We start from the raw sequence: 23225 nt of genomic DNA, 5'->3' as shown, positions 1-23225 counted from the left end.
TTTACGTAGCTCCAGTGTGGGCGGATCGGGCTACCGTGGTGCCATGTCCAGCACCAGGATCGGCAAACACATTCGCGCGCCACGGACGACCGTCTACGGGCTGCTGCTGGATGCCGAAGCGGTCGCGAAATGGCGGGTGCCCACCGGGATGACCAGCCACGTCCACGCATTCGAGCCGCGCGAGGGCGGTTGTTTCCGCATCACCCTCGCCTACGACGATCCGACCGACACCGGCAAGACCACCGCGCAGTCCGACACCTATCAGGGGCGCTTCGTCACCTTGATTCCGGGCGAACAGGTCGTGGAAATGCTCGAATTCGAGACCGACGATCCGGCCGCCCGCGGCGAGATGACCGTCGCCATCACACTTTCCGACGCGGAGGACGGCGGAACCGATCTCGTGGCGATCCACGAGGGCGTGCCGAGCGCGGTGAAACCGGAAGACAACGAACTCGGCTGGCGCCTCGCGCTCGCCAAACTCGCCACGCTCGCGGAGACCGGCAGGCTCGACTGAGCGGACGGAGACCGACACGCCCGGCTCGACATTCTGGCGCGCGGGTCGGGCGCTGTACGTGGTTCGCACAGGGGCTCACTCATCGGGAGCTCGATTCGACAGCGCCGCAGCATGTTCCATCGCTGCGACTGCTCGCGAAGCGGCCGAGAGGTCGGCCAGGGCCGTCCGCCAACACGGCGACCACGTGGCAGCCGTCCACATCCGTCGTTACCGTGAAGGAATGTCGCCGTTGGACGATCGGCACCCGTCCACCGTCACCGACTGGGATGATGCGCGACGTAAGGCTCGACTCCGGGAGACCCGCCTCGGGCACCGGTGGACGACGTTGCGCCGCACCAGGTTGGCACTTCTGCGGGTCGCCGCACTGCTGATACTCGTACTCATCGTGTTCACCCAGTACTGGGTGCACGATGTCGCCCCTGAGCGCGCCAGACTCGCGCTGACCGAGCCCGCGCTGCTGCCCGTGGCGACTCCCGCGCGAGAGGAGAACTGGGACACCGCGGTCGTCGACCTGGTCGGTCTCGGCGGATTGAACGCCTCCGACACGGCGTCCGCGCTGCCCGCGCTGCGGCGGATGGGCGTGGTCTGGGCCATCAAATACGACAATCAGGGCATCGACAGCAAGGTGATCGCCGATCTGGTGGTCCGCGCCGCCCAGATGTCTGGCGTGCGGAACATCGTGCTGGTCGGGCACAGTATGGGCGGAGTGATCGCGCTCGAGGTCGGCGAGCACATCCACGTGGACAGCGATCGGCGGCTGGCCGGCGTACTACTCGACTGCACGCCCGTCGATTTGAACGCGGTGCGCCCGGAGAGCCGTGGACGCGGCGAGGACATGCTGCGCTGGATGGGATGGCTGCCGGGAGCGCGCGAGAGCCGCGCGCTGCGGATGGCCGTGGAGACCTACGCGCGGCGGGACCGGTTCGTCGATCACGCCGCCGATCCTGTGCCCACGATCCGGTTCGGCGAACTGAGGGACGTGGTCACGGAAGTAGCGACCGAGAAGGTGATGTCGCGCAATGCGGCGAGCAACGGTCTGATCGAATCCCAGTTCCTTGCCATCGTCGGCGGCGGCGCCGTCGACAATCTGCGCGCCCTCTCCCGCCCGGTGAACGGCAAGCCGCGCCCGGCCATCGTCTACATCCGGCCGCGCGACGCCGAACGGGACCGCGTCGTCGATGTCGAGTACTCGCACCAGGTGCTGATCGAACGGGTGGGCGGAGTGGACGGCAGCCTGCTGGTGGTGCTGCCGCGCGGCGCCGGCCACGCCAACCCGCGACAGGCGCCCGAGGAGTACAACAAGGTGATCGACCAGCAGGTGCTGCCGTTCGTGCAGCGGTATCTGGATCAGGTGCGCGGGGTGCGCAGCGCCGCGGCGCCGCGTTGACACCGGTTCGAATCACGCTGCCGTTAACCGTTTTCGGGCTCGTTTCGTCCTGCTTGACTACCCGGTATGTTTCGACCGAGTACGTTCCTGCCCGGCCTCCATGGCCGCACCACCGCCGCTTTGCTCGTCTTGGCGACCGCTGCGACCTTCGGGCTGACCGGTTGCGCGAAGGACGACACACCGGTCGTCGACACCGCGAACACGCCGCTGGCGACCGAGGTGCCCGCGGGCACCAAGCTGGTTGTCGCCGATCAGCAGGAGCGCCTGCAGAGCGTGCTGCGCGCGTCCGGTGAACTGGCCAAGCTGCCGTTCCAGGTGGAGTTCGCCAATTTCGTCGGCGGGCCGGCCATTCTGGAGGCGTTCCGCGCCGGCGCCGCCGATGTGGCGCCGGTCGGCGACGTGCCGCCGATCCACGCGCTGGCCGCCGGCCAGGACGTGCCGATCGTCGGCGCGCAGCAAACAAGTCCCGCCGCATTGAAATTGGGGGTCGCGCCCGGCCGCACCGTCACCACGCTGGCGGATCTGAAGGGTAAGAAGATCGCCTACGCCGAGGGCACCGCGCAGCAGGCCGCGGTGTTGCGCGCGCTGGACAAGGCGGGGCTGAAGACCGGCGACGTGCAGCTGGTCCGGTTGCAGCTGGCCGAGTTCCTGGACGCGGTGCGCACCGGCCAGGTCGACATCGCCCCGCTTATCGAGCCGAACGTCACCCGGCTGCTGCGCACGCCGGGCACCTCGCTGATCCCGGACTCGCAGACCGCGGGCATCTACGGCGGCCTGGCCTACCTGTACGCGCGGCGCGCGGTGACGCAGGATCCGGCCAAGTCGGCGGCGGTCGGTGCGCTCGTCGGGGCCTACATCCGCGCCTACCAGTGGGTGAACACCCATCGCGAGGAGTGGGCCCAGAAGTACTACGTGGAGAACCAGAAGGTCAGCCCGGACGACGCACGGCGCATCGTGGAATCGCTCGGCACCTACACCTTCCCGCACCTCGACCAACAGCTCGTCGCTCGGCAGCAGTCCACGATCGACGCCATCGCCGCCGCGGGCGAACTGCCCAAGAAAGTCAGCGCCGCGAACGGTTTCGACCTGCGCTACGACGCCGTCGCGACGCGCGCGGTCACCGAATCCGGCGCCTCGCACGAACCGAAGGAGCGGTGATGGCGACCCTGGACGCCGGCGTTCTCGGCCGATTCGGCAGGACGGGCGCCGCGCCCGCCGAACTTCAGGCCAGGGGCAAGGTGACGCGCCGCAGGCTCGGACCCGGCAAGCCGATTCCGTTCGGCATCGCCCTCGGACCGACGTTACTGGTGGCGGCGTGGGTGATCGGATCCGCCGCCGGCGCCATCGATCCGGAGACACTGCCCGCACCGTGGACGGTCGCGCGGTCCGCGGGTGACCTGATCGCCGACGGACGCTTGCAGTCCAACCTGCTGACCTCGGTGCAGCGCGCGGCCATCGGCCTCGGTCTCGGCGTGGTCATCGGCGTGCTGCTCGCGCTGGCCGCCGGGTTGAGCCGCGTCGGAGAAGCGTTGCTGGACGGACCGGTTCAGATCAAGCGCGCGATTCCGACGCTGGCGCTGATCCCGCTGTTCATCGTCTGGTTCGGCATCGGCGAGGAGATGAAGCTCATCGTCATCACCACCAGCGTGCTCGTCCCGGTGTACATCAACACGCACGCCCACCTGCGCAGTGTGGACGCTCGCTATGTGGAACTCGCAGAGACGGTGCAGCTTTCGCGCGTGGGCTTCATCCGCCGCATCGCATTGCCCGGTTCGCTGCCCGGCTTCTTCATCGGATTGCGTCTGGCCGTGACGATCTCGTGGCTCGCGCTGGTCGTGGTCGAGCAGGTCAACGCCACCAGCGGCATCGGCTACCTGATGACGCAGGCGCGCACCTACGGCCAGATCGACGTCATCGTGGTCGGTCTGGTGATCTACGGCCTGCTCGGACTGTTCGGCGACATCGCCGTGCGCGCGCTGGAAAGGAGGGCGCTGGCATGGCGTCAGACACTCGCGGACTGAACGTGGTCCGCGCCCGCGGTCTGAGCCGCGGCTTCGGCGACCGAGTGGTGCTGCGCGGCATCGACCTCGACATCGCACGCGGCGAGTTCGTCGCGCTGCTCGGCCGCAGCGGCTCGGGCAAGAGCACCCTGCTGCGCGCGCTGGCCGAATTGGACAACGATGTACCGGGTTCCGGCGATCTCTCCGTGCCATCGGAACGCGCCGTGGTGTTCCAGGATTCGCGCTTGCTGCCGTGGGTGCGGGTGCTCGACAACGTGACGCTCGGCCTGAGCGGCGCGGGATCGGCCGAGCGCGGCCGCGCGGCGCTCGCCGAGGTCGGTCTCGCCGGTCGGGAAAAGGCCTGGCCCAAGGAGCTTTCCGGCGGTGAACAGCAGCGGGTGGCACTGGCCCGCTCGTTGGTGCGCGAACCCGAGCTGCTGCTCGCGGACGAACCGTTCGGCGCGCTGGACGCGCTGACCAGGATTCGGATGCACGCGCTGCTGCAGGAACTGTGCGCCAAGCACAAGCCGGCGGTGCTGCTGGTCACCCACGATGTCGACGAGGCCGTGTTGCTCGCCGACCGGGTGCTCGTCCTCGACGAGGGCCGCATCGCCATCGATCTGCGCATCGATCTGGAACGTCCGCGCCGCCACAGCGATCCGGAGTTCAGCACGGCGCGCGAGCGGCTGCTGGCCGGACTCGGCGTCGATCCCCTTGTCAGCGCGGCCGGTGACGCGGCCGCACGCCATCTTCGCGAGGAAGAGAAGCGAGCCTCATGACCGAGCGACCGAGGCAGCTGAGCCTCAACGCGTTCATCTATCCGTCCGGTCACCACGAGGCGGCCTGGCGGCACCCCCAGAGCCGTCCCGACCGCATCTACGACGTCACCTACTACCAGGAGATCGGCCGCACCGCCGAGGCCGCGAAACTCGACGCGGTCTTCTTCGCGGACGGGCCCGCGCTGCGCACCAACGTCGCGCACAACGCGGCGCCCGGTCTGGAACCGATCACGCTGCTCACCGCGATCGCCGCGGCCACAACGCATCTCGGCCTGATCGCGACCGCGTCCACCACGTACTACGAGCCGTACAACCTGGCCAGGCTGTTCTCCAGCCTCGACCACATCTCGGGCGGGCGTGCCGGCTGGAACATCGTCACCACCGGAACCGACGTGGCGGCGGCCAACTTCGGCCTCGACCGGCACCCCGACCACGCCGAACGCTATGCCCGCGCACGGGAATTCGTCGACGCCGTGGTCGCGCTGTGGGACAGCTGGGAGGACGACGCGATCCTGCTCGACCAGGTCGAGGGCCGCTACGCCGATCCGGACAAGATCCATCGCATCGACTTCGAGGGCGAATACCTCAAAGTGCGTGGGCCGTTCAACTCGGCGCGCACGCCGCAGGGGTACCCGGTGCTGGTGCAGGCGGGCGCGTCCAACGAGGGCCGGTCCTTCGCGGGCCGCTACGCCGAGGCCATCTTCACCGCGCATCAGCGGCTGACCGACGCACAGGCCTTCTACACCGACATCAAGGCCAAGGCGAAGGAATTCGGCCGCGACGCCGATCAGGTCAAGATCCTGCCCGGCATCAGCCCTTTCATCGGCGACACCGAGGCCGAGGCCAAGCGGCTGGAGCGTGAGTTCAACGAGCTCACCGTGCCGGAATACGGTCTGGCCCAGCTGGAGAGCATCGTGGGCAAGAGCCTGCGGCACCTATCGCTGGACGATCTCGTTCCGGCCGAGGAGTTCGACGGCGCGGGCGACGTCACCGACAACGAGCGTTCCCGGCTGCAGGTGGTCGCGGGCATCGTGCAGCGCGACCGTCCGACGCTGCGCGGGCTGCTGCACCGGTTGGCGGGCGCGCGCGGACATCGGGTCTTCGCGGGCACTCCCGAACAGGTCGCCGACACCATCGAGGAATGGTTCCGCACCGGCGCCGCGGACGGTTTCAATGTGATGCCGCCGTACTACCCGGGCGGGCTGGAGGTCTTCGCCTCGACCGTCGTGCCGATTCTGCAGGAGCGCGGCCTGTTCCGCGCCGAATACACCGGGACTACGTTGCGCGACCACTTCGGTCTCGCGCGGCCGGAGAGTCAGTTCGCCCGACTCCCGGCGCCGGCCCGGTGAGCGGCGCGAACGGTCACTGTTCGCGACTGGTTCCGTTCCTCGCCGCGCGGCGGACGACTCGTCTCCCGCTGATCCAGAACCGTCTTGCCGCAAGGCCGTTCCCTCGGCGGTCGAGGAGGTGAGCGCGAACGCGATCGAGAACGCCCCGCTCGCAGACACTCCGGTGCGCCTGCGCAGCCTCACGTGGTCGGTGTTCGTGCCGATGGGGTTGTACGGCACCGGGGCCGGTGCGGCCGCGCCCATGTACGCGCTGCGCGCACTCGACCTCGGGGCGTCGGTCGGCTCGGCCGGTGTGATCGTCGCGCTCGGCGGGCTCGGCATGGTGCTCACCGATCTGCCCGCGGGCCGCATCGTGGCGCGGATCGGGGAGCGCGGTGCGATCGGTCTGGGTTCGCTGCTCGGACTGGTCGGCATCCTCGCCGCCATCCTCGCGCCGAATCTCGGTGTGCTGTCGGCGGGAATGCTGCTCAACGGCGCGGCGGGCGCGGTGTGGGGGCTCGCGCGCCAGACGTACATCGTCGCGGTGATGCCGCCCGCCGACCGCGGCCGGGCGCTGTCGACGCTGGCCGGTGCGCACCGGCTCGGGTTCTTTTGCGGTCCGTTCCTCGGCGCCGGTCTGGTGCACAGCATGGGGCCGAACGGCGCGCTGTGGTTGCAGTGCGCGACGACGGTGCTCGCGGGGTTCGCGATGGTCGCGATCCGCGACGTCGACGACGCCGCGTCCGGCGAGCACACGCTGCGTTCGGTGGTCGTCGAAAATCGCAGGCTGCTAGGCACTTTGGGATCCGCGGCGTTGCTCACGGGCGCGGCGCGGGCGTCCAGGCAGGCGCTGCTGCCGCTGTGGGCCGCGCACATCGGCCTGAGTCCGACGGCGACCAGTCTCATCTTCGGCGTCTCCGGCGCGGTGGACGTGCTCATGTCGTACCCGGCGGGCGTCTGGCTGGACCGGCGGGGCCGCAGGGCGACCGGCGTGCCCTCGATGATCTGCTTCGCCGTCGGCTACGCCGTGCTGCCATGGACGGGCACCGCGCTCACCATGGGCCTCGCGGCGGTGCTGCTCGGACTGGCCAACGGGATCAGCAACGGGCTGATCATGACCGTGGGCGCCGACGTCGCGCCGGAGGACCGGCGCGCCGAATTCCTCGGCGCGTGGCGGCTCACCCACGATGTCGGCATGTTCGCCGGGCCCATCGCGGTGGGCATGATCAGCTCGGTCGCGGTGCTCGGCGCGGCGGCCTTCGCTCTCGCGGTGTCCGCCGTGGCGGGTGCGGTCGCGATGTATCGCTGGTTCCCAGGGGTGATCGGCGCGGACAGTCACCTCGATCGTGCGAGTGCGGTTCCACCGGAGACAGGTCCGGCCGCCGCCTGAACCGGCGACCGCGAATGGCTCTGAGCTCGGCGCGCTCTCAGATCGCTTCTGACGCCACGATGGCAGGCGGCATCGTCACCGGGCCGCTGTGGGGAGATGCTCGGCGGCCTCGGATACGGCATCGTGGTGATCGCTCGCGTCCGCGAACTTCGCCGGGAAAGGTCCTGGCGTCGACCGGCCGGAGGGACGGGTTCAGCGGACGCGGCTGCCGAGGAGGTGGCGCACGCCCGCGACGAACAGTTGCAGGCCGAAGTCGAATCGGGCTGTCGCGTCCGGGGTCTCGTCGATCGGAGTCTCGTCGGCCAGCGCGCCCGCCGAATCCATCTGCATCCGGGACTGTTCGTCGACGGTCTGGCCGAGCACGTAGTACAGCAGGGTGAACGCGGCCAGTTCCGCCTCGTGGCGCGGCATTCCGGCGCGGATGGCCGCGCTCGCGAGGCGTTCGCGGCCCTTGCTCGTGGTGAGGCGGGAGGCGTAGGTCGATGACACCAGCTCGGCGCCGTCGCGGTAGGCCAGCAGGCAGTCGCGCAGCCGGTGCGCGAGTTCGGTGATCTGGCCCGACCACTCCTCGGCGGCCACCGGATCCTCCATCGGCGCCAGAATGCGGTCGGCGACGGCGCCGAGCAGCGCCTGCTTGTTGGGGAAATGCCAGTACAGCGCGCCGGGCTGCACCTGAAGCGAGCTCGCCAGCCTGCGCATGGTCAGGTCGGCGAGGCCGTACTGGTCGAGAATCGCGATGGCGCCGTCGACCACGTCCGCCCTGTGCAGCTGCACCCGAATTCCTTCCCCGTTCGTGTTTTGACTCACTCCTACCGCTACCCTAGCCTGAACACCGTTCAAGTTGCACGGCCACCTCGAACGCGAGGTGCCGTCGCCGACAGGCAGACCAGCCGAAGGGATTCGTGCAGTGACCCAGGCACCCGTTGACACCGATGTTTTGGCGATCGCCCGCGAGCAGGTGCTCGAGCGCGGCGAGGGTCTGACCCAGGAGCAGACCCTCGAGGTGCTGCGGCTCGGCGACGACCGGCTGGAGGAGCTCCTCGCCCTGGCTCACGAGGTGCGCATGAAGTGGTGCGGCCCCGAGGTCGAGGTCGAGGGCATCATCAGCCTCAAGACCGGCGGCTGCCCCGAGGACTGCCACTTCTGCTCGCAGTCCGGCCTTTTCCAGTCGCCCGTGCGCGCCGCGTGGCTCGACATCCCGAGCCTGGTCGAGGCCGCCAAGCAGACCGCGAAGACCGGCGCCACCGAGTTCTGCATCGTCGCCGCGGTGCGCGGACCGGACGAGCGGCTGATGGCTCAGGTCGCCGCCGGCGTCGAGGCCATCCGCAACGAGGTCGACATCCAGGTCGCCTGCTCGCTGGGCATGCTGACCCAGGAACAGGTCGACCAGCTGGCCGCGATGGGCGTGCACCGCTACAACCACAACCTGGAGACCGCGAAGTCGCACTTCCCGCAGGTCGTCACCACGCACACCTGGGAGGAGCGCTGGGACACGCTGCGCATGGTGCGCGAGGCGGGCATGGAGGTGTGCTGCGGCGGCATCCTCGGCATGGGCGAGACTCTGGAGCAGCGCGCCGAATTCGCCGCGCAGCTGGCCGAATTGGAGCCCGACGAGGTTCCGCTGAACTTCCTGAACCCGCGTCCCGGCACCCCGTTCGGCGACCTCGAGGTGCTGCCCGCCGCCGACGCGCTGCGCGCCGTCGCCGCGTTCCGGCTCGCGCTGCCGCGCACCATCCTCCGCTTCGCGGGCGGCCGTGAGATCACCCTCGGCGATCTCGGTGCCAAGCAGGGCATCCTCGGCGGCATCAACGCCGTCATCGTCGGCAACTACCTGACCACGCTCGGCCGTCCCGCCGAGGCGGACCTCGATCTGCTCGGCGAACTGAAGATGCCGATCAAGGCGCTCAACGAAACGCTGTAGGGCCCGGCCATGAGTACTGTCATGGATATGGACGAGCGCTACAACCCGTTCACCGGCAAACGGATCGTGCCGGGTCTCGACGACGCGGTGCCGACGGCAGCCGCGTTGGGCCTCGAGCCGCCGCGATTCTGCGAGCAGTGCGGGCGCCGCATGATCGTGCAGGTGAGTCCCGACGGCTGGTGGGCCAAGTGCTCGCGGCACGGCGTGATCGACTCGAAGAGTCTGGAACACCGCTAGTGGCGGCGGTGCGGGCGGACGGCGTCCGGAGCGAGGCGGGAGCGGCGCTGCTCGTCCTGGCGGCGGTGGCGGTGTGCAGCGCGCTCGTCGGCGTGCTGTGGGGTTGGCTGGCGCCGACCGAGCAACTACTGGTCACCGAGCCCGGACGCGGCGCGCCGCTGACCGGTGAGAGCACGCACCAGTTCGACGCGGTCGCGCTGTTCGTCTGCGCGGGCGCGGTGACCGGCTTGCTCACCGCCGTGGCGGCCTGGCGGCTGCGCACCATGCGCGGTCCGCTGCTCCAGGTCGGGCTGCTGTCCGGCTCGCTGATCGGCGCGTATTCGATGGCGTGGGTGGGGGAGTCGGTCGCCGAGTCGCTGCATCCGCGCCCGGATGACCCGCCGGTGGGCCAGATCGTCGAGCTGCCAACGCAAGTCGGCACCGCGCTCGCGTTCATCGTGCAGCCGCTTGTCGCCTCGCTGGTGCTGTTGTTCCTCGCGGCGCTCAATCCGTCCGAGGATCTCGGCACCGGCTACGGCAGCGCATTCGGTCGTTACCGGCGGCCGGCGGAGTTCGAGCCGATCGGGTTCGACGCCGCCGTGCCGCGCGCGCCGTACGGAAGTGTCTACGGCGGTTACGATCCGGCGACCGGGGACGGGTCGGGATCCGTGTCGCGTCCGGCTCGCTGACCCGTCGCCCAACCGTTGCCTTCGCGGACCTGTTTTCGTGCCTCTACCACGTAAAATGGTGGAAAACCGTTGCGTTCGGAGAGGAACGGGGCGTGGCGTTCATCGGTGGTGGTCCGGTCGTCGAGGAGATCGACGCGAAGTTCTGGCGGTTGTCGGAGCCGCTCGTTTATCAGGGTGACGTGCAGGAGTTCACCGTGCCTGCCGGCTTCCGCACTGATTTCGCGTCGGTGCCGCGCGCCCTGGTCTGGCTTATTCCCCGCTACGGCGCCTACACCCGCGCCGCCATCCTGCACGACTATTTGCTGCACTCGCACGAGGTGAGCACCGCCGACGCCGACGGCCTGTTCCGGCGCTGCCTGCGGGAATTCGGCGTCTCGGTGCCGCGCTGCTGGATGATGTGGGCCGCGGTGCGCTTGGCGAACCGGCTGGCGGGCGCGAACGCGCGCGAGTTCGCCTTGTTCCTGCTCGTCGCGGTGCCCTCGGTGCTCTTCCTCGCGATACCGGTCGTCGTGGTGACGCTGTCCCTGTGGTTCTTCTGGTTGGTGGAGCTGGCGTTCTGGGTCGCGGGCCGCCTCGTCGCCCACATCGCCGTACCGCCCCCGACACCCCAGATGAAAACGGCCTGAAGGGACTTCGAGCCGCCCGCCGTCGTGCCGGAAAATCGGTGGAGCGGTCCGCTCCCGGCCGCTACCGTGGCCCGGCAAGCAAACGGGCGAACCAAGGGGAGGAGGTGAACGTCCATGCACGCCCATCCGCACACCACGACGCAATCCGACCCGTCCCGAACACCTTCGGAACGCCCGGATCTCACCGCTTGGCGCCGCCGCCACGAACTCCGCCGCTCCAACGCGGCCCAACCCATTCCGGGCAAACAGCGCTACCGCCGCACCCCGAAACACCGAAACCGTTCCCACGACGCGTGAATCGGCTTTCGAACGAGGCTCGGACTTCGTCCCGCGGGGGAATCGGGGTGTTCTGAACCGATGCGATACCGGCACGCTGCCGCGGCGCGACCACAATTCGTACTGCGGCGGCGGTCGTGTGACCGCCGCCGCCGAACTCGGGGCCGATTGCCGGGTTCAGCCGATGGACGCCCTGAAGTCCGCCCCCTCCTGGAAAGCTTGTGCGGCCGAGGCGATCTCGACGACAGGATAGATCTCGTAATCCGCGACGAAGCCGAACTTGCTCGGACCGTCGGCCAGCTCCATCGGATCGTCGGTCTCGACTACCGCGAATCCGCCCCTGCCATCGAGCCGGCCGACGAATTGGTGGTATGTCATGCCGGCGGACGGCTTCCAATTCGCGAACACTTCCAACGCGCGCCGCATGCTCGCCTCGTTCTCGGTCGCGGAGCTATTCCAGCGGTAGGTCCAGGAAACCACGTACTTCATTACAGCCTCCTAAGGATGTACCGAAGTTGGTCCGCTGCGGATACCCGCGGCCGAGCAGGACAAACCACACGTCGCCAGGGCGCTGTCGGCCGAGTCGTGCGGCACTAATCCTCGAAGCGAAGACAGGGTGCGGGCGTCGGTTTCCGGCGCGGCGAGTGACGTCCGGCGAGGGTGTTCATTCGGCGCGGGGGCGGAGGGCGGCGAATTCGTCGGTGACGCGGAGGCCGGAGTCGGTGAAGCGGTAGACGGCGGCGGGGCGGCCGCCGGCGCGGCCGGGGGCGGCGGTGGCGCCGGTGGGCGTGATCACCTTGCGCCGCGCGAGTACGCGCTGGAGGTTTGTGGTGTCCACGTCGTAACCCAGTGCCGCGCAGTAGATTTCGCGCAGTGTCGACATGGTGAAGGTCGATGGGGCGAGCGCGAAGGCGATGTTGGTGTAGGAGAGTTTGGCGGCCAGCCGGGTGCGCGCGTGCTCGACGACCGTGCCGTGGTCGAAGGACATGGCGGGCAGCGCGGAGACCGGATGCCATGCGGTGTCGCCGGGCAGTTCCGGCTCGGCGGTCAGCGGGACCAGCCCGAGGTACGCCGAAGCGATCCGGCGCGGACCGGGCACGCGGACGGGGTCGCTGAAGACCGAGAGCTGCTCGAGGTGGGTCAGCTCCCGCACGTCGACCTTCTCGGCGAGCTGTCTGCGCGCGGAGGCGTCCAGGTCCTCGTCGTCGCCCAGCCGTCCGCCGGGCAGCGACCAAGTGCCCTTCTGCGGGTCGAGCGCACGCTCCCACAGCAACACGGCCAGCTCGGTGCGCCGGTCGGGCGGGCACGGGCCCGATACGCCGCTCGCGACGCCCTGGCCAGCCGTTTTACCGGTGGGGAAGCGGCGAACCTGGAACACCGCGGTGAGCGATTCGTGGATGGTGCTACTATGGTGCACGTTTTCGATTGTAAGACGAAAACCTGGTTTGGTGTGAATCGGCGGTGTTGCCGGACGCACGAGGAAGGGAGCCATCATGGCGACGACGGGTGCGAAGCTGGCGCCTCCGCTGATGGGGCAGGTATTCGACGGACCGTCCGGCTACGCGGGTGTCGCGGCGACGCCCGAGTGGGCTCAGGAGGTCAAGCGTCTGGCGAGGGAACGCAACGCGACCATTCTCGCGCACAACTACCAGCTGCCCGAGATTCAGGACGTGGCCGATCACGTCGGCGACTCGCTGGCGCTCTCGCGGATCGCGGCCGAGGCCCCCGAGGACACCATCGTGTTCTGCGGCGTCCACTTCATGGCCGAGACCGCGAAGATCCTCAGCCCGGAGAAGACCGTGCTGATCCCGGACCAGCGCGCCGGCTGCTCGCTGGCGGACTCGATCAGCGCCGCCGAGCTGCGCGCGTGGAAGGCCGAGCACCCGAACGCGGTCGTGGTGTCCTACGTGAACACCACCGCCGAGGTGAAGGCGCTCACCGACATCTGCTGCACCTCGTCCAACGCCGTCGACGTGGTCGCCTCCATCGACGCCGACCGCGAGGTGCTGTTCCTGCCGGACCAGTTCCTCGGCGCGCACGTCAAGCGGGTCACCGGCCGCGAGAACATGCACATCTGGGCGGGCGAATGCCACGTGCACGCGGGCATCAACGGCGACGAGCTCACCGAGCAGGCGCGCAGCCACCCGGACGCCGAGCTGTTCGTGCACCCCGAGTGCGGTTGCGCCACCTCGGCGCTCTACCTCGCGGGCGAGGGCGCGTTCCCGGCCGACCGGGTGCACATCCTGTCCACCGGCGGCATGATCGACGCCGCCAAGGCCGCCAAGTCGAGCCAGGTCCTGGTCGCCACGGAGGTCGGCATGCTGCACCAGCTGCGCAAGGCCGCCCCCGGCATCGACTTCCAGGCCGTCAACGACCGCGCCTCCTGCAAGTACATGAAGATGATCACCCCCGCCGCGCTGCTGCGCTGCCTGGTCGAGGGCGCCGACGAGGTGCACGTGGATCCGGAAACCGCTGCGCTCGGCCGCAATTCGGTGCAGCGAATGATCGCGATCGGCAACCCGGGCGGCGGCGAATGAGCCGACGCCGTCGGCATGCGGCGGCCGCGTAGCGCCGTCGCGTGACTTCGGCGGGCGCGGTGGTCTCCGCGCCCGGGCTCGGAACGAGAGGCTGGCGGAGATGAATGCTCCGGTAATCGAGTGGGAGGCCTCGGCCGACCTGGTGGTGGTCGGCGGCGGCGTCGCCGGACTGACGGCGGCGCGCACCGCGTCACTGCGCGGGTTGCGGGTGCTCACGCTCAGCAAGGGCGGGCCGATCGACACCTCCACCCAGTACGCGCAGGGCGGCATCGCGGTCGTCGCGCCGCACGGTGATTCGATCGAGTCGCACGTGCGGGACACGATGGAGGCGGGCGCCGGACTGTGCGAGACGACCGCGGTGCGCGCGATCGTCGAGGGCGGGCAGGCGGCGGTCGCGGCGCTCACCGACCTCGGCGCGGTGTTCGATCTGGGCCGTGACGGTCAGATCTCGCGCACCAGGGAGGGCGGACACAGCACGCGCCGCATCATCCACGCGGGCGGCGACGCGACCGGCGCCGAGGTGCAGCGCGCGCTCAACGCGGCGGGTCTTCCGGTGATCTTCGGTGCGGCGGCCTGCGAGGTGGTCACCGGGCCGAGCGGGGTGCAGGGCGTGATCGCGGTGTCGGACAAGGGTTTCGGCGTGGTGCACACCCCGGCCATGCTGCTCGCCACCGGCGGGCTCGGCCAGCTCTACGCGCTGAGCACCAACCCGCCTGGCGCGACCGCCGACGGCATCGCGCTTGCGCTGTGGGCGGGCGCGGCCGTCGCCGACTTGGAATTCGTGCAGTTCCATCCGACGGTGCTGTACACACCGGGCGGGCTCGGCCGACGGCCGCTGATCAGCGAGGCGGTGCGCGGCGAGGGCGCGACTCTGGTGGACGCAGAGGGCAATTCGGTGACAGCGGGCGTGCATCCGCGCGGCGATCTCGCGCCGCGCGACGTCGTCTCCCGCGCCATCGCCGCGCGGATGCGCGAGCTCGGCACCGATCACGTCTTCCTCGACGCCCGCGCGATCGCCGGTTTCGCCCAGCGCTTTCCGACGATCACCGCGTCCTGCCTCGCTGCGGGCATCGATCCGCAGACAAGCCTGATTCCCGTCGCGCCCGCGGCGCACTACCAGTGCGGCGGCGTGGTCACCGATCCGCACGGCCGCACCGGCGTGCCGGGGCTGTACGCCGCGGGCGAGGTGGCGCGGACCGGGTTGCACGGCGCGAATCGGTTGGCGTCCAACAGCTTGCTCGAAGGCCTCGTCGTCGGCGAGCGGGCGGGCGCGGCGGCCGTGGAGCGCCTCGGCGCGCCCGCGGAGGTCACCGACGTGCGACCGCGAACCATGCCGCGGGCTCCGCGCGCCGCGCTGCAACAGGTCATGACCGCGCATGCCGCGGTGGTGCGGGACAGGGACGGGCTCGCGGGTGCGGCGGCGACGCTGGAACGCGCGGTCCTGCGCGGCATGTCGAGCCGGTTCGCCGATGCCGGGACCGTCGTGCCGCCCGCGCCCGACGATCTGGCCGCCCGCCGGATCGCGGAACTGGAGGACGGCGCGCTGACGCTCACCGCCCGGGTGCTGCTGCTCGCCGCGGCGGCCCGCACCGAAAGCCGCGGGTGCCATACGCGATCCGATCACCCCGAGCCGGACGAGGCTCTGCGGCATAGCATTCCGATCCGCTTGGACGCCGACGGGCGCCCGGATGTGTTCCTGGTGGGCGGTTCGCCAGAGGGGGAGCCGCTGGCCTCCCGCCTCGCCGACGATCCCGAGGCCCCGGCGCTGAGCGTGGCGGTGCCGTGATGCCCGATATCGACTTCCGCTCGCGTTCGCCGCGGGCCGACAGAGGAGGAGTGCGCTGATGGCGCTGGACGCCGCACTCGAGCGCGACGAGGTGCTCGCGCTCATTCGCACCGCGCTGGACGAAGACCTGCGCTACGGACCCGACGTCACCACGATGGCGACGGTGCCCGCCGAGGCGGCGGTGAAGGCGTCGGTGGTGTCCCGGCAGCCGGGCACCGTAGCCGGCATCGACGTGGGGCTGCTCGTGCTCGACGAGGTGATCGGACCGGACGCCTACGAGGTCACCGAGCGGGTGGCCGACGGGACCCGGGTGCACGCGGGCGACGTCGTGCTCGGCGTGGTCGCGCCGACCCGTGGGCTGCTGACCGCCGAGCGCACCATGCTGAACCTGCTGTGCCACCTGTCCGGCATCGCGACCGCCACCGCGGCCTGGGTCGACGAGGTCGATGGCACCGGTTGCCGGATCAGGGACAGCCGCAAGACGCTGCCCGGCCTGCGCGGCCTGCAGAAGTACGCGGTCCGGGTCGGCGGCGGCGTGAACCACCGGATGGGTCTCGGCGACGCGGCGCTGATCAAGGACAACCACGTCGTCGCGGCGGGTTCGGTGGTCGACGCGCTGCGCGCGGTGCGCGAACTTGCTCCCGACGTGCCGTGCGAGGTGGAGGTCGACAGCCTGGAACAGCTCGACGCCGTGCTCGCCGAGAACGTGGAACTGGTCCTGCTGGACAACTTTCCGCTCTGGCAGACCCAGGCCGCCGTGCAGCGGCGCAATGCCGTCGCGCCGGAGACCAAGCTCGAGTCCTCCGGCGGGCTCAGCCTGGAGATGGCGGCGGATTACGCGCGTACCGGCGTGGACTATCTCGCCGTCGGCGCGCTGACCCATTCGGTGCGGGTGCTGGATCTGGGGCTGGACATGTGAGCATCGCGGCCGAGGCGATGACGCCTCGGTCGGCGGGGGCCATCAAGGCGCGTCCGGCCTGGTTCTCGGCGGTGATCCGATCGAGATGAGGGGTCGGCATTTGTCGGCAAAAAGCGCAGACTGTTTCGTAGGACGGCTTGACGCTGTCATCCGACTGTCCATCGTCACCGGGACACGGTGGCGCGCCGGCTAACGAGTGGAGGTCCGCAATGTCCATGTCATCGACGGTGGAAGCATGCCTGCGCGAAGCAGGCGTCGAATTCGAAGTCGTGCGTCATCCGCACAGCTACACCAGCGCCCATACCGCGTCGGTGGCCAACATCCCCGGTGATCGTCTCGCCAAGACGATCGTGCTCGAGGACGAGCAGGGCTACGTCGGCGCGGTGCTGCCATCCACCCATCACCTGCGCCTGTCGAAACTCTGGTCACAGACCGGACGGCATCTGGTGCTGGCCAAGGAGTCCGAGCTCCGCGACGTCTTCAAGGACTGCGAGGTCGGTGCGATCCCGGCCGTCTGCACCGCGTACGGCGTGCGGACGCTGATGGACGAAAGCCTCACCACGGTGCCCGACGTCTACTTCGAGGCGGGCGATCACGAGGCGCTGGTCCACCTGCGCACGGATCAGTTCCTGCGTTTGATGGAGCAGGCGGAGAAGGCGCACTTCTCGAAGAGCGGAAAGAGCAGCACCGAGGAAGCCGCGATCTGAGCGGGGGTCGAGCAGCCGCACCGGCGCGGGTGTTCTCGACCTGGGTCTGCCGGGGAGACCAGCGTCCGCGGGCAGGTGCGCGTCCGCCCGCCAAGCATGCCTGGTACCAGGCATCGTCGCGGAGTTTTTGCACGCCTCGCAGGGCATAGACGCTGTGCGAGGCGTATGAAAGGCGTGCGTGGTCGTTCCGGGGCTGATCTGGTATCCGCTGAGTCGGCACAGCAGCGTTTGGTGCAGCCTGTGCGAGGCGTGTGGAGGGCGCGCGTAATGCCGTGTCAGGTGGTGAGTTCGCGTTCCAGGGGCGTGCGGAAGCGGGGGATGGTGCGGACGTCGGCGAACCAAGTGGTGGTGCGGGCGGCTTCGGCTTCGATGCGGGATTCGGCTTCCGAACCGATGTCTTCCAGGAGTCGCCAGACGATCTCGCCGTCTTTGCGCTGGGCCCAGCCGCCGACGATGCGGCCGTTCCACCAGATGGTGGGGCCGATGTTGCCGTTGCGGTCGAACAGGGCCGGGGCGTGCGGACCGAGGTACCAGTCGCGGGACTGCCAGCCCATCGGGGTCGGGTCGAGGGCGGGCAGGAAGGCGGCCCAATCCTCGGGCGCGGCAACGGGTTCGAGGTCGTCGGCGAGGACGAGGCCGGGTGAGCCGTCCAGGTCGACCTCGGCGACGTCGAGGCGAGCCAGCGCCTTGCGGACCTCGGCGAGAGTCCAGCCGGTCCACCATTTGAGGTCGGTGAGCGGGGCAGGGCCGAAGGCGGCCAGCCACTGGCGCACCAGTTCGGCGCGCGCCTCGTCGGCGGGCAGTTCCACGACGCCGTCGGGCAGCCAGGATTCCACCGGCGACCACAGATACTGGCTGCTGCCCCAGCTGCCGTTGGGTCGCCCGCGCACGATGCGGCCTTCGCAGCCCAGGGTGACCAGCACCCAGGTGGTGATGTTGATCGGCTTCGAATACGCCTTGTCCGGTGCGGGATTCACCTGGGTTCGCAGCCGAGGCACGTCCTTGCCGAGTTGCGCGCCGGTGGCCGCGCCGCGGGCCAGCAGCGCCCGATGGGTCTCCTCTTCGACCTCGGCCCACCAGCCCGCGACGTCGCCGTCACCGAGGCCTGCCTGCTCGAGGAAGCGTCCATAGGTGCGGCGCTGCTTGTCCGCCAACGCGTTCGCGCACGACGCCTGGAGCACCGGAACCAGCTCGACGGGCGCGACGAACATCGTCCGGCGCATCGCCAGCATGCGCAGCAGCGTCCGGTGCTCGTACAGTTCCCGCTCTACGTCGGCGGGTGTCGCGCGGTGGCTGCGCGCGCCGAGGGAGAGGAAAACCGTCGCCGGATCCGTGGCGTGCAAAACAACCAGTGACCTGGTGATATCCGTGACATCGTCGGTGCGGTGCGCGCCCGCGAGCCGGTGCCGCACCCCCAGTCGCGCGCGCCGCTCGGCGGCATCGATCGAACGCATAGGCGAATACTAGCCGCCGCCTCCGACACCCGGAGCCGCGACGACAATCGAGACAGCGGGCTCGATCGGTGACAGCGTCGCGCGGCTCAACGCCGATTCCGACCGCGCACAGGCTGCTTCGACCCTCGCGCTAGGGGTGCCGATCCGCGATCCGGCGGGGATGGCGCGTCAGAGCCCGAAACGGCTCGGATCCACCCGCAGCGTCTGGCAGGCATCCCGTACCGCCGCGACCTCGGCCTGGTCGAAGGACCCGTCGGCATTGCCGATCATGATGCCGATCTGCACCACGGCCTCGGCCTCGGTTTGCTTGCCCGCCGCCTTGGCGATCTGTTGCACGACGTGGGCGCGGCCGAAGGCCGGGTCGGTGGTGATCCGGTGGCAGTTGTCGTCGAAGAGCGCGCGCAGCTCGTCGGCGGGGAAGTTGTTCAACACGGGATCGGCGCAGATAAGCCCAGCCACCCGCATCCGCTCGTCCGGATCGATGGTCCCGTCGGCGGTCGCGACCAGCGCGCACATGCCCATCGCCGCGTCGCGGAACGAGCCGCCGCGCAGCTCGTTCTTCTTGGCCAGCAACTGCTTTCGCCACTGCGGCGCCTTGTCCACCAGGTCCATCAGCCGATTGACGGTGTGCGCGTTGGAGATCAGCTTGTTGATGAAGGACATGGGCGAACTCCCGAAAAGAGGGCCCGGCCGCCGCGGACCCGCGCGACGCCGAACTCCGACTGGAACGATCGGCACCGTAGCAGACTCCGCGCCGCCCGGACCCCGGAACAGTTTTCGCCTCGATCCAGTTGTTCGGACGAGACACCGACGAGAGAGGCGTGAGATGAGCAAGCCAGCTGACCCGGCTTACCACTGGAACGGAGCGGACCTGGATCTGGACGCCTACCTGGCGCGGATCGGCTTCGACGGTGAACGCGCCCCCACCCTCGCGACCCTGCGCGAACTCGTCCGTCTGCACACCACTTCCATTCCGTTCGAGAATCTGGAGCCGGTGCTCGGCCGCCCGATCCCGCTCGATCTGGTCACCCTGCAGGACAAGCTGGTGCGCGGTCGCCGCGGCGGCTACTGCTACGAGAACGTCGGACTGTTCGCCGCCGCGCTGGAAAGGCTCGGATTCGGCGTGACCGGGCTCAGCGCCCGGGTGACCATGGGGTCCGGCGGATTACGCCCCGCGACGCACGCCCTGCTGCGCGTGACCACGGCGGACGACGAGCGCGTTTGGATCTGCGACGTCGGATTCGGCTCCGGTCCGCTCGAGCCCTACGAACTCGTCGAGCGGGAGGGCGAATTCTCCCTGGGCCAGTGGCGATTCCGGCTGGAACGCAGGGCGGGGGAGCTGGACACCGACCTGTGGGTGCTGCACCAGTTCGCGCGCGACGGCTGGATCGACCGCTACACCTTCACGACCGAACCGCAGTACCGGATCGATTTCGAGGTGGGCAACCACTTCGTGTCCACCTCGCCGCGTTCGCCGTTCACCGCTCGCCCGTTCGTCCAGCGTTTCCAGCCCGACGTGCACCACGTTCTCGACGGCCTGAAGCTGATCACCGAACGTCCCGACGGATCGAGCGAGACCCGCGAACTGGAGCCGAGCGAACTGCCCAAGATCCTGTCCGAGGTCTTCGACATCGAACTCGACGAGGCCGACGCCACCGCGGTGAGCTCCGCGCCCTGGCTCGACCGCTGAGCGCGACACCGGCTCGCTGATACGCCGCGCCGACGGACGATTTCGGTACCGTCGGCGGGGTGCGCACTCACCGGAAGCTCCTGGTTCTGTCCGCGGCACCGCTGCTCGCCCTGGCCGCGTGCGGTTCGGGGCCGGAACAGCCGGACACCGTGGCCGGGCAGTTCGCCGCCGCGCTGAACAGCGACGACGTCGCCGCGGCCGCCGCGCTGACCGACGATCCCGGCAAGGCCGCCGACACGCTGAACCAGCTCTACGACGGCCTCGGCAAGAACGTCGCCTTCGAGGTCCGCTCGACCGACGGGAACAAGTTCACGCTGGCTGCCACCTGGCGGCTCGGCAAGGACGGCAAGGACGAGTGGAGCTACACCAGCGTCGGCGAGGCGACCGGGAACGGCGACTGGAAGATCCGCTGGGATCCGGCCACCGTGGCGCCCGGTCTCGCCGCGGGCCCGCTGACCTATGGACCCGCCTATGCCAAACCCGCGCGCGTCCTCGACGGCGCGGGCGGCGACCTGATGACCCAGCAGATCGTCACGCTGGTGAATCTCGCGCCCGGCGCGGACACGGCGGCCGTCGCGGCGTTGGTCGCCCCGCTCGCGCCGGGCGTCACCGCGCAGTCCTTGCAGTCGGAACTCGCTGCCGCGCAGGGCGAACCGGTCACCGCGATCACGCTGCGCGCCGCCGACATCGCCCCGATCAACGACGCGCTGGCCGCGCTGCCCGGCGTCACGCTCGCCCCGCAGACCCGGCTGCTGACCACCGACAAGGCACTGTCATCGCCGACCCTTTCCGGCCTCGCCGATCTGTGGCAGCAGAACGCCGACGCGGCGGCGGGCTGGGCCGTGCGGGCCAAGACGCCCACCGGCACCGAACGGATCGCGGGCCAGGACCCGCGCCAGACCACCGACATCGCCACCACGCTCGACGTCGGATTACAGCGCGCCGCCGAGGACGCCCTCGCCCCGATCGGGGAGCCCGCCGCGATCGTCGCGCTGCAACCGTCCACCGGCAACGTGCTGGCCGTGGCGCAGAACGCCGCCGCCGACGCGCAGGGGCCGATCGCGCTGACCGGCCTCTACCCGCCGGGTTCGACTTTCAAGACGGTGACCGTCTCGGCCGCGCTCCAGGCAGGCGACGCGACGCCGGACAGCGTGCTCCCGTGTCCGGGCACCGCGGACATCGAGGGCAGGCGAATCCCCAACGACGACAAGTTCGACCTCGGGCAGGTGCCGCTGCATACCGCCTTCGCCCGCTCCTGCAACACCACCATGGCCATGCTGGGCGTGAAGCTGCCGCCGGACGGGCTGACGAAGGCGGCCGCGCAACTCGGCCTCGGGATCGATTACGTCACGCCCGGTCTCACCACGGTCACCGGCAAGGTGCCGACCGCCGACACCCCCGCCGAGCGCGTCGAGTCGAGCATCGGTCAAGGGCAGGTGACGGCATCGCCGTTCGGGATGGCGTTGGTGGCCGCCTCCATCGCGCGCGGTTCGGCGCCCGCGCCCGTCATCGTGCACGGCAGTCCCGGAGTGGCCGACCGGCAGCCGGAGCCGCTGCCCGGTGCGGTCGACGACCAGCTCGAAGGAATGATGCGCGAGACCGTCACCGGCGGCACTGCAACCCAGTTGCGCGACATTTCCGGGCTGCTCGGCAAGACAGGCACCGCGGAGTACATCGACGACACCCACGCGCACGGCTGGTTCGTAGGAATCGATGGCGATCTGGCGTTCGCGGTGTTCGTCAGCGACGCGGGCAGCTCGGCTCCCGCGGTGGACGCCGCGGGCCGGATGTTGCGCGCGGCACGGTGATTTTCGGCGTTCTCGCACCACACACGCCCCTCCGCCGCCGCGCCGTTCGCGCGGCATTCGCCCCGTCGACCGGTTCCGGTGATTTGGGCGGCGGATATATCCCGGCTGGCGCGGACCGCGCTTCGTGCGCCCGCTACACTCGTCGGCGGACCGCCGTAAGCGGTCAATATGCGGGATGTCACGATTTCGAGAAGGTTCGGAGTAGGCGCCATCGATACCGGTCAGTTGATCGCGGAGCATTACCGCCTGGTCGAGCGGATTGGTAGCGGCGGCACAGGTGTCGTCTGGCGTGCCACCGACGAGCGACTCCGGCGTTCCGTGGCGATCAAGCAGATCCACATTAAAGCCAGCCTGCCGGAGGCCGAACGCGAAGTCACGCGCCAGCGCGCGATCCGCGAGGCCCGCAACGCGGCGCGGTTCCAGCACCCGAACGCGATCGTGGTGTTCGACATCACCGAGCACGAGGGCGACCCGTGCCTGGTGATGGAGTACCTGAAGTCGCGCAGCCTCGCCGCGGTGCTGTCCGCGCAGGGCACGTTGCCGTTGACCCAGGTCGCGCGGATCGGCGAGCAGGTCGCCTCGGCGCTGATCGCCGCGCACCAGGCGAGCATCGTGCACCGCGACGTGAAGCCGGGCAACATATTGCTCGACGACCACGGCACGGTCAAGATCACCGACTTCGGCATCTCCCGCGCCGCGGGCGATGTCACGCTCACCGAGACCGGCCTGATCTGCGGCACCGCCGCCTACCTCGCGCCCGAGGTGGCCCGCGGCGCTGACCCGACCCCGGCCGCCGACGTGTTCTCTTTGGGCGCCACGCTCTTTCACGCGCTGGAGGGCGAACCGCCCTACGGCGCGAGCGCGAATCCGCTCGCGGTGCTCTACGCCGCGGCCAACGGTCAGGTCAGCGAGCCCCGAAACGCTGGGCAGGCCACCGACTTCCTGCTCGCGCTGCTGAACCCGAATCCCGAGGAACGGCCGAGCATGCGCGTCGCGCGCGACACTCTGGCCGCCTTCGCCGACTCCGCCGCGGTGCCCGCCGGATTCGTCCCGGCCAGTGAGGCTTTCGCGCGCCAGTCCGCCTCGGACGCGGCGACGCGCGCGCTGCGCAACCCGGTGCCACAGCCCACCTACCAACCGACCGAACGGCACGCACGCCCGCTGCCGCCGCCGCAGCACGCCGCCGCGCACCCGAACA

General features: G+C 69.9%; 23 protein-coding genes. 18 read left to right on the top strand and 5 right to left on the bottom strand.

Going from position 1 to position 23225, the window contains the following annotated elements:
• From NX1_RS32985 to NX1_RS32955, 7 genes are all read left to right on the top strand, one after another.
• Positions 1-514 (top strand): SRPBCC domain-containing protein (locus NX1_RS32985; protein ID WP_245668853.1); only part of this gene is annotated, 514 nt, incomplete at its 5' end.
• A 220-nt stretch (positions 515-734) separates the two neighbouring features.
• Entirely contained in the window at positions 735-1901 is a 1167-nt protein-coding gene (locus tag NX1_RS32980; protein WP_068068430.1) for an alpha/beta fold hydrolase, read from the top strand.
• Positions 1902-1967: 66 nt separating this feature from the next.
• A complete protein-coding gene (locus tag NX1_RS32975; RefSeq protein ID WP_084501942.1) occupies positions 1968-3059 on the top strand; it encodes an ABC transporter substrate-binding protein in 1092 nt (363 codons plus the stop codon).
• Positions 3059-3922, top strand: coding sequence for an ABC transporter permease (locus tag NX1_RS32970; protein ID WP_068068427.1), 864 nt, complete (start codon positions 3059-3061; stop codon positions 3920-3922). Before NX1_RS32975 ends, NX1_RS32970 begins: the two co-directional genes overlap by 1 nt.
• On the top strand, positions 3898-4680 hold the full coding sequence (locus NX1_RS32965; protein ID WP_174555555.1) for an ABC transporter ATP-binding protein: 783 nt from the start codon (positions 3898-3900) through the stop codon (positions 4678-4680). Before NX1_RS32970 ends, NX1_RS32965 begins: the two co-directional genes overlap by 25 nt.
• A complete protein-coding gene (locus tag NX1_RS32960) occupies positions 4677-6029 on the top strand; it encodes an LLM class flavin-dependent oxidoreductase (RefSeq protein WP_068068424.1) in 1353 nt (450 codons plus the stop codon). The genes NX1_RS32965 and NX1_RS32960 overlap by 4 nt, the downstream gene beginning before the upstream one ends.
• 118 nt (positions 6030-6147) lie before the next feature.
• Positions 6148-7398: an MFS transporter gene (locus NX1_RS32955; RefSeq protein ID WP_084501941.1), complete on the top strand. Its 1251-nt coding sequence runs from the start codon at positions 6148-6150 to the stop codon at positions 7396-7398.
• A gap of 192 nt (positions 7399-7590) precedes the next feature.
• Here the strand turns inward: NX1_RS32955 and NX1_RS32950 are convergent, their stop codons facing one another.
• Positions 7591-8172, bottom strand: coding sequence for a TetR/AcrR family transcriptional regulator C-terminal domain-containing protein (locus NX1_RS32950; protein ID WP_068068421.1), 582 nt, complete (start codon positions 8170-8172; stop codon positions 7591-7593).
• Positions 8173-8305: 133 nt separating this feature from the next.
• Between NX1_RS32950 and bioB the strand changes: the two genes are divergently transcribed.
• The 4 genes from bioB (at position 8306) to NX1_RS32930 (ending at position 10850) form a co-directional block, all read left to right on the top strand.
• Entirely contained in the window at positions 8306-9319 is a 1014-nt protein-coding gene (bioB, locus tag NX1_RS32945) for a biotin synthase BioB (RefSeq protein ID WP_068068418.1), read from the top strand.
• Positions 9320-9328: 9 nt separating this feature from the next.
• On the top strand, positions 9329-9556 hold the full coding sequence (bsaP, locus tag NX1_RS32940) for a biotin synthase auxiliary protein BsaP (protein ID WP_068068416.1): 228 nt from the start codon (positions 9329-9331) through the stop codon (positions 9554-9556).
• A complete protein-coding gene (locus NX1_RS32935; protein WP_245668851.1) occupies positions 9556-10224 on the top strand; it encodes a DUF2567 domain-containing protein in 669 nt (222 codons plus the stop codon). The genes bsaP and NX1_RS32935 overlap by 1 nt, the downstream gene beginning before the upstream one ends.
• Positions 10225-10316: 92 nt before the next feature.
• The gene (locus NX1_RS32930) at positions 10317-10850 is read left to right on the top strand and encodes a DUF1353 domain-containing protein (protein WP_068068413.1); all 534 of its coding nucleotides are present in this window, start codon (positions 10317-10319) and stop codon (positions 10848-10850) included.
• A gap of 453 nt (positions 10851-11303) precedes the next feature.
• Here NX1_RS32930 and NX1_RS32925 read toward each other — a convergent pair whose 3' ends face one another.
• Both NX1_RS32925 and NX1_RS32920 read right to left on the bottom strand, forming a co-directional pair.
• Positions 11304-11615 carry a DUF3303 domain-containing protein gene (locus NX1_RS32925; RefSeq protein ID WP_068068410.1) on the bottom strand — a complete coding sequence of 104 codons (312 nt, stop codon included), beginning with the start codon at positions 11613-11615 and terminating at the stop codon, positions 11304-11306.
• A 175-nt stretch (positions 11616-11790) separates the two neighbouring features.
• Positions 11791-12543, bottom strand: coding sequence for an NUDIX hydrolase (locus tag NX1_RS32920; protein WP_068068408.1), 753 nt, complete (start codon positions 12541-12543; stop codon positions 11791-11793).
• A 76-nt stretch (positions 12544-12619) separates the two neighbouring features.
• Here NX1_RS32920 and nadA point away from each other — a divergent pair, with 76 nt between their 5' ends.
• From nadA to NX1_RS32900, 4 genes are all read left to right on the top strand, one after another.
• Positions 12620-13663, top strand: coding sequence for a quinolinate synthase NadA (gene nadA / locus NX1_RS32915; protein ID WP_068068405.1), 1044 nt, complete (start codon positions 12620-12622; stop codon positions 13661-13663).
• Positions 13664-13763: 100 nt separating this feature from the next.
• Positions 13764-15449 (top strand): L-aspartate oxidase, encoded by a 1686-nt coding sequence (locus NX1_RS32910; RefSeq protein ID WP_068068402.1) that lies wholly within the window; start codon positions 13764-13766, stop codon positions 15447-15449.
• A gap of 58 nt (positions 15450-15507) precedes the next feature.
• Positions 15508-16368, top strand: a complete 861-nt coding sequence (gene nadC / locus NX1_RS32905; protein WP_068068399.1) for a carboxylating nicotinate-nucleotide diphosphorylase — start codon at positions 15508-15510, stop codon at positions 16366-16368.
• Between the two features lie 209 nt (positions 16369-16577).
• Positions 16578-17075 (top strand): aminoacyl-tRNA deacylase, encoded by a 498-nt coding sequence (locus NX1_RS32900; RefSeq protein ID WP_068068396.1) that lies wholly within the window; start codon positions 16578-16580, stop codon positions 17073-17075.
• 275 nt (positions 17076-17350) lie between these two features.
• Here NX1_RS32900 and NX1_RS32895 read toward each other — a convergent pair whose 3' ends face one another.
• Both NX1_RS32895 and NX1_RS32890 read right to left on the bottom strand, forming a co-directional pair.
• A complete protein-coding gene (locus NX1_RS32895; protein WP_068068394.1) occupies positions 17351-18529 on the bottom strand; it encodes a winged helix DNA-binding domain-containing protein in 1179 nt (392 codons plus the stop codon).
• Positions 18530-18697: 168 nt separating this feature from the next.
• The gene (locus NX1_RS32890; protein WP_218024218.1) at positions 18698-19192 is read right to left on the bottom strand and encodes a tellurite resistance TerB family protein; all 495 of its coding nucleotides are present in this window, start codon (positions 19190-19192) and stop codon (positions 18698-18700) included.
• Between the two features lie 163 nt (positions 19193-19355).
• Here NX1_RS32890 and NX1_RS32885 point away from each other — a divergent pair, with 163 nt between their 5' ends.
• From NX1_RS32885 to NX1_RS32875, 3 genes are all read left to right on the top strand, one after another.
• Positions 19356-20219: an arylamine N-acetyltransferase family protein gene (locus tag NX1_RS32885; RefSeq protein ID WP_068068391.1), complete on the top strand. Its 864-nt coding sequence runs from the start codon at positions 19356-19358 to the stop codon at positions 20217-20219.
• A 59-nt stretch (positions 20220-20278) separates the two neighbouring features.
• The gene (locus NX1_RS32880; protein WP_068068388.1) at positions 20279-22027 is read left to right on the top strand and encodes a penicillin-binding transpeptidase domain-containing protein; all 1749 of its coding nucleotides are present in this window, start codon (positions 20279-20281) and stop codon (positions 22025-22027) included.
• A gap of 168 nt (positions 22028-22195) precedes the next feature.
• Positions 22196-23225: serine/threonine-protein kinase (locus tag NX1_RS32875; protein WP_157120321.1), on the top strand; the 1030-nt coding region annotated here is incomplete at its 3' end.

Source organism: Nocardia xishanensis NBRC 101358 (assembly GCF_001613365.1).
In the GTDB taxonomy this organism is placed as follows: Bacteria; Actinomycetota; Actinomycetes; order Mycobacteriales; family Mycobacteriaceae; genus Nocardia; species Nocardia xishanensis.
This window is presented reverse-complemented; position numbering and strand designations above follow the sequence as displayed.

Coding starts and splice junctions, on each gene's coding strand:
- NX1_RS32895 (WP_068068394.1), bottom strand. CDS start 18,529: ATGCGTTCGATCGATGCCGCCGAGCGGCGCGCGCGACTGGGGGTGCGG.
- bsaP (WP_068068416.1), top strand. CDS start 9,329: ATGAGTACTGTCATGGATATGGACGAGCGCTACAACCCGTTCACCGGC.
- NX1_RS32885 (WP_068068391.1), top strand. CDS start 19,356: ATGAGCAAGCCAGCTGACCCGGCTTACCACTGGAACGGAGCGGACCTG.
- NX1_RS32980 (WP_068068430.1), top strand. CDS start 735: ATGTCGCCGTTGGACGATCGGCACCCGTCCACCGTCACCGACTGGGAT.
- nadA (WP_068068405.1), top strand. CDS start 12,620: ATGGCGACGACGGGTGCGAAGCTGGCGCCTCCGCTGATGGGGCAGGTA.
- NX1_RS32970 (WP_068068427.1), top strand. CDS start 3,059: ATGGCGACCCTGGACGCCGGCGTTCTCGGCCGATTCGGCAGGACGGGC.
- NX1_RS32975 (WP_084501942.1), top strand. CDS start 1,968: ATGTTTCGACCGAGTACGTTCCTGCCCGGCCTCCATGGCCGCACCACC.
- NX1_RS32900 (WP_068068396.1), top strand. CDS start 16,578: ATGTCCATGTCATCGACGGTGGAAGCATGCCTGCGCGAAGCAGGCGTC.
- nadC (WP_068068399.1), top strand. CDS start 15,508: ATGGCGCTGGACGCCGCACTCGAGCGCGACGAGGTGCTCGCGCTCATT.
- NX1_RS32960 (WP_068068424.1), top strand. CDS start 4,677: ATGACCGAGCGACCGAGGCAGCTGAGCCTCAACGCGTTCATCTATCCG.
- NX1_RS32925 (WP_068068410.1), bottom strand. CDS start 11,615: ATGAAGTACGTGGTTTCCTGGACCTACCGCTGGAATAGCTCCGCGACC.
- NX1_RS32910 (WP_068068402.1), top strand. CDS start 13,764: ATGAATGCTCCGGTAATCGAGTGGGAGGCCTCGGCCGACCTGGTGGTG.
- NX1_RS32965 (WP_174555555.1), top strand. CDS start 3,898: ATGGCGTCAGACACTCGCGGACTGAACGTGGTCCGCGCCCGCGGTCTG.
- NX1_RS32890 (WP_218024218.1), bottom strand. CDS start 19,192: ATGTCCTTCATCAACAAGCTGATCTCCAACGCGCACACCGTCAATCGG.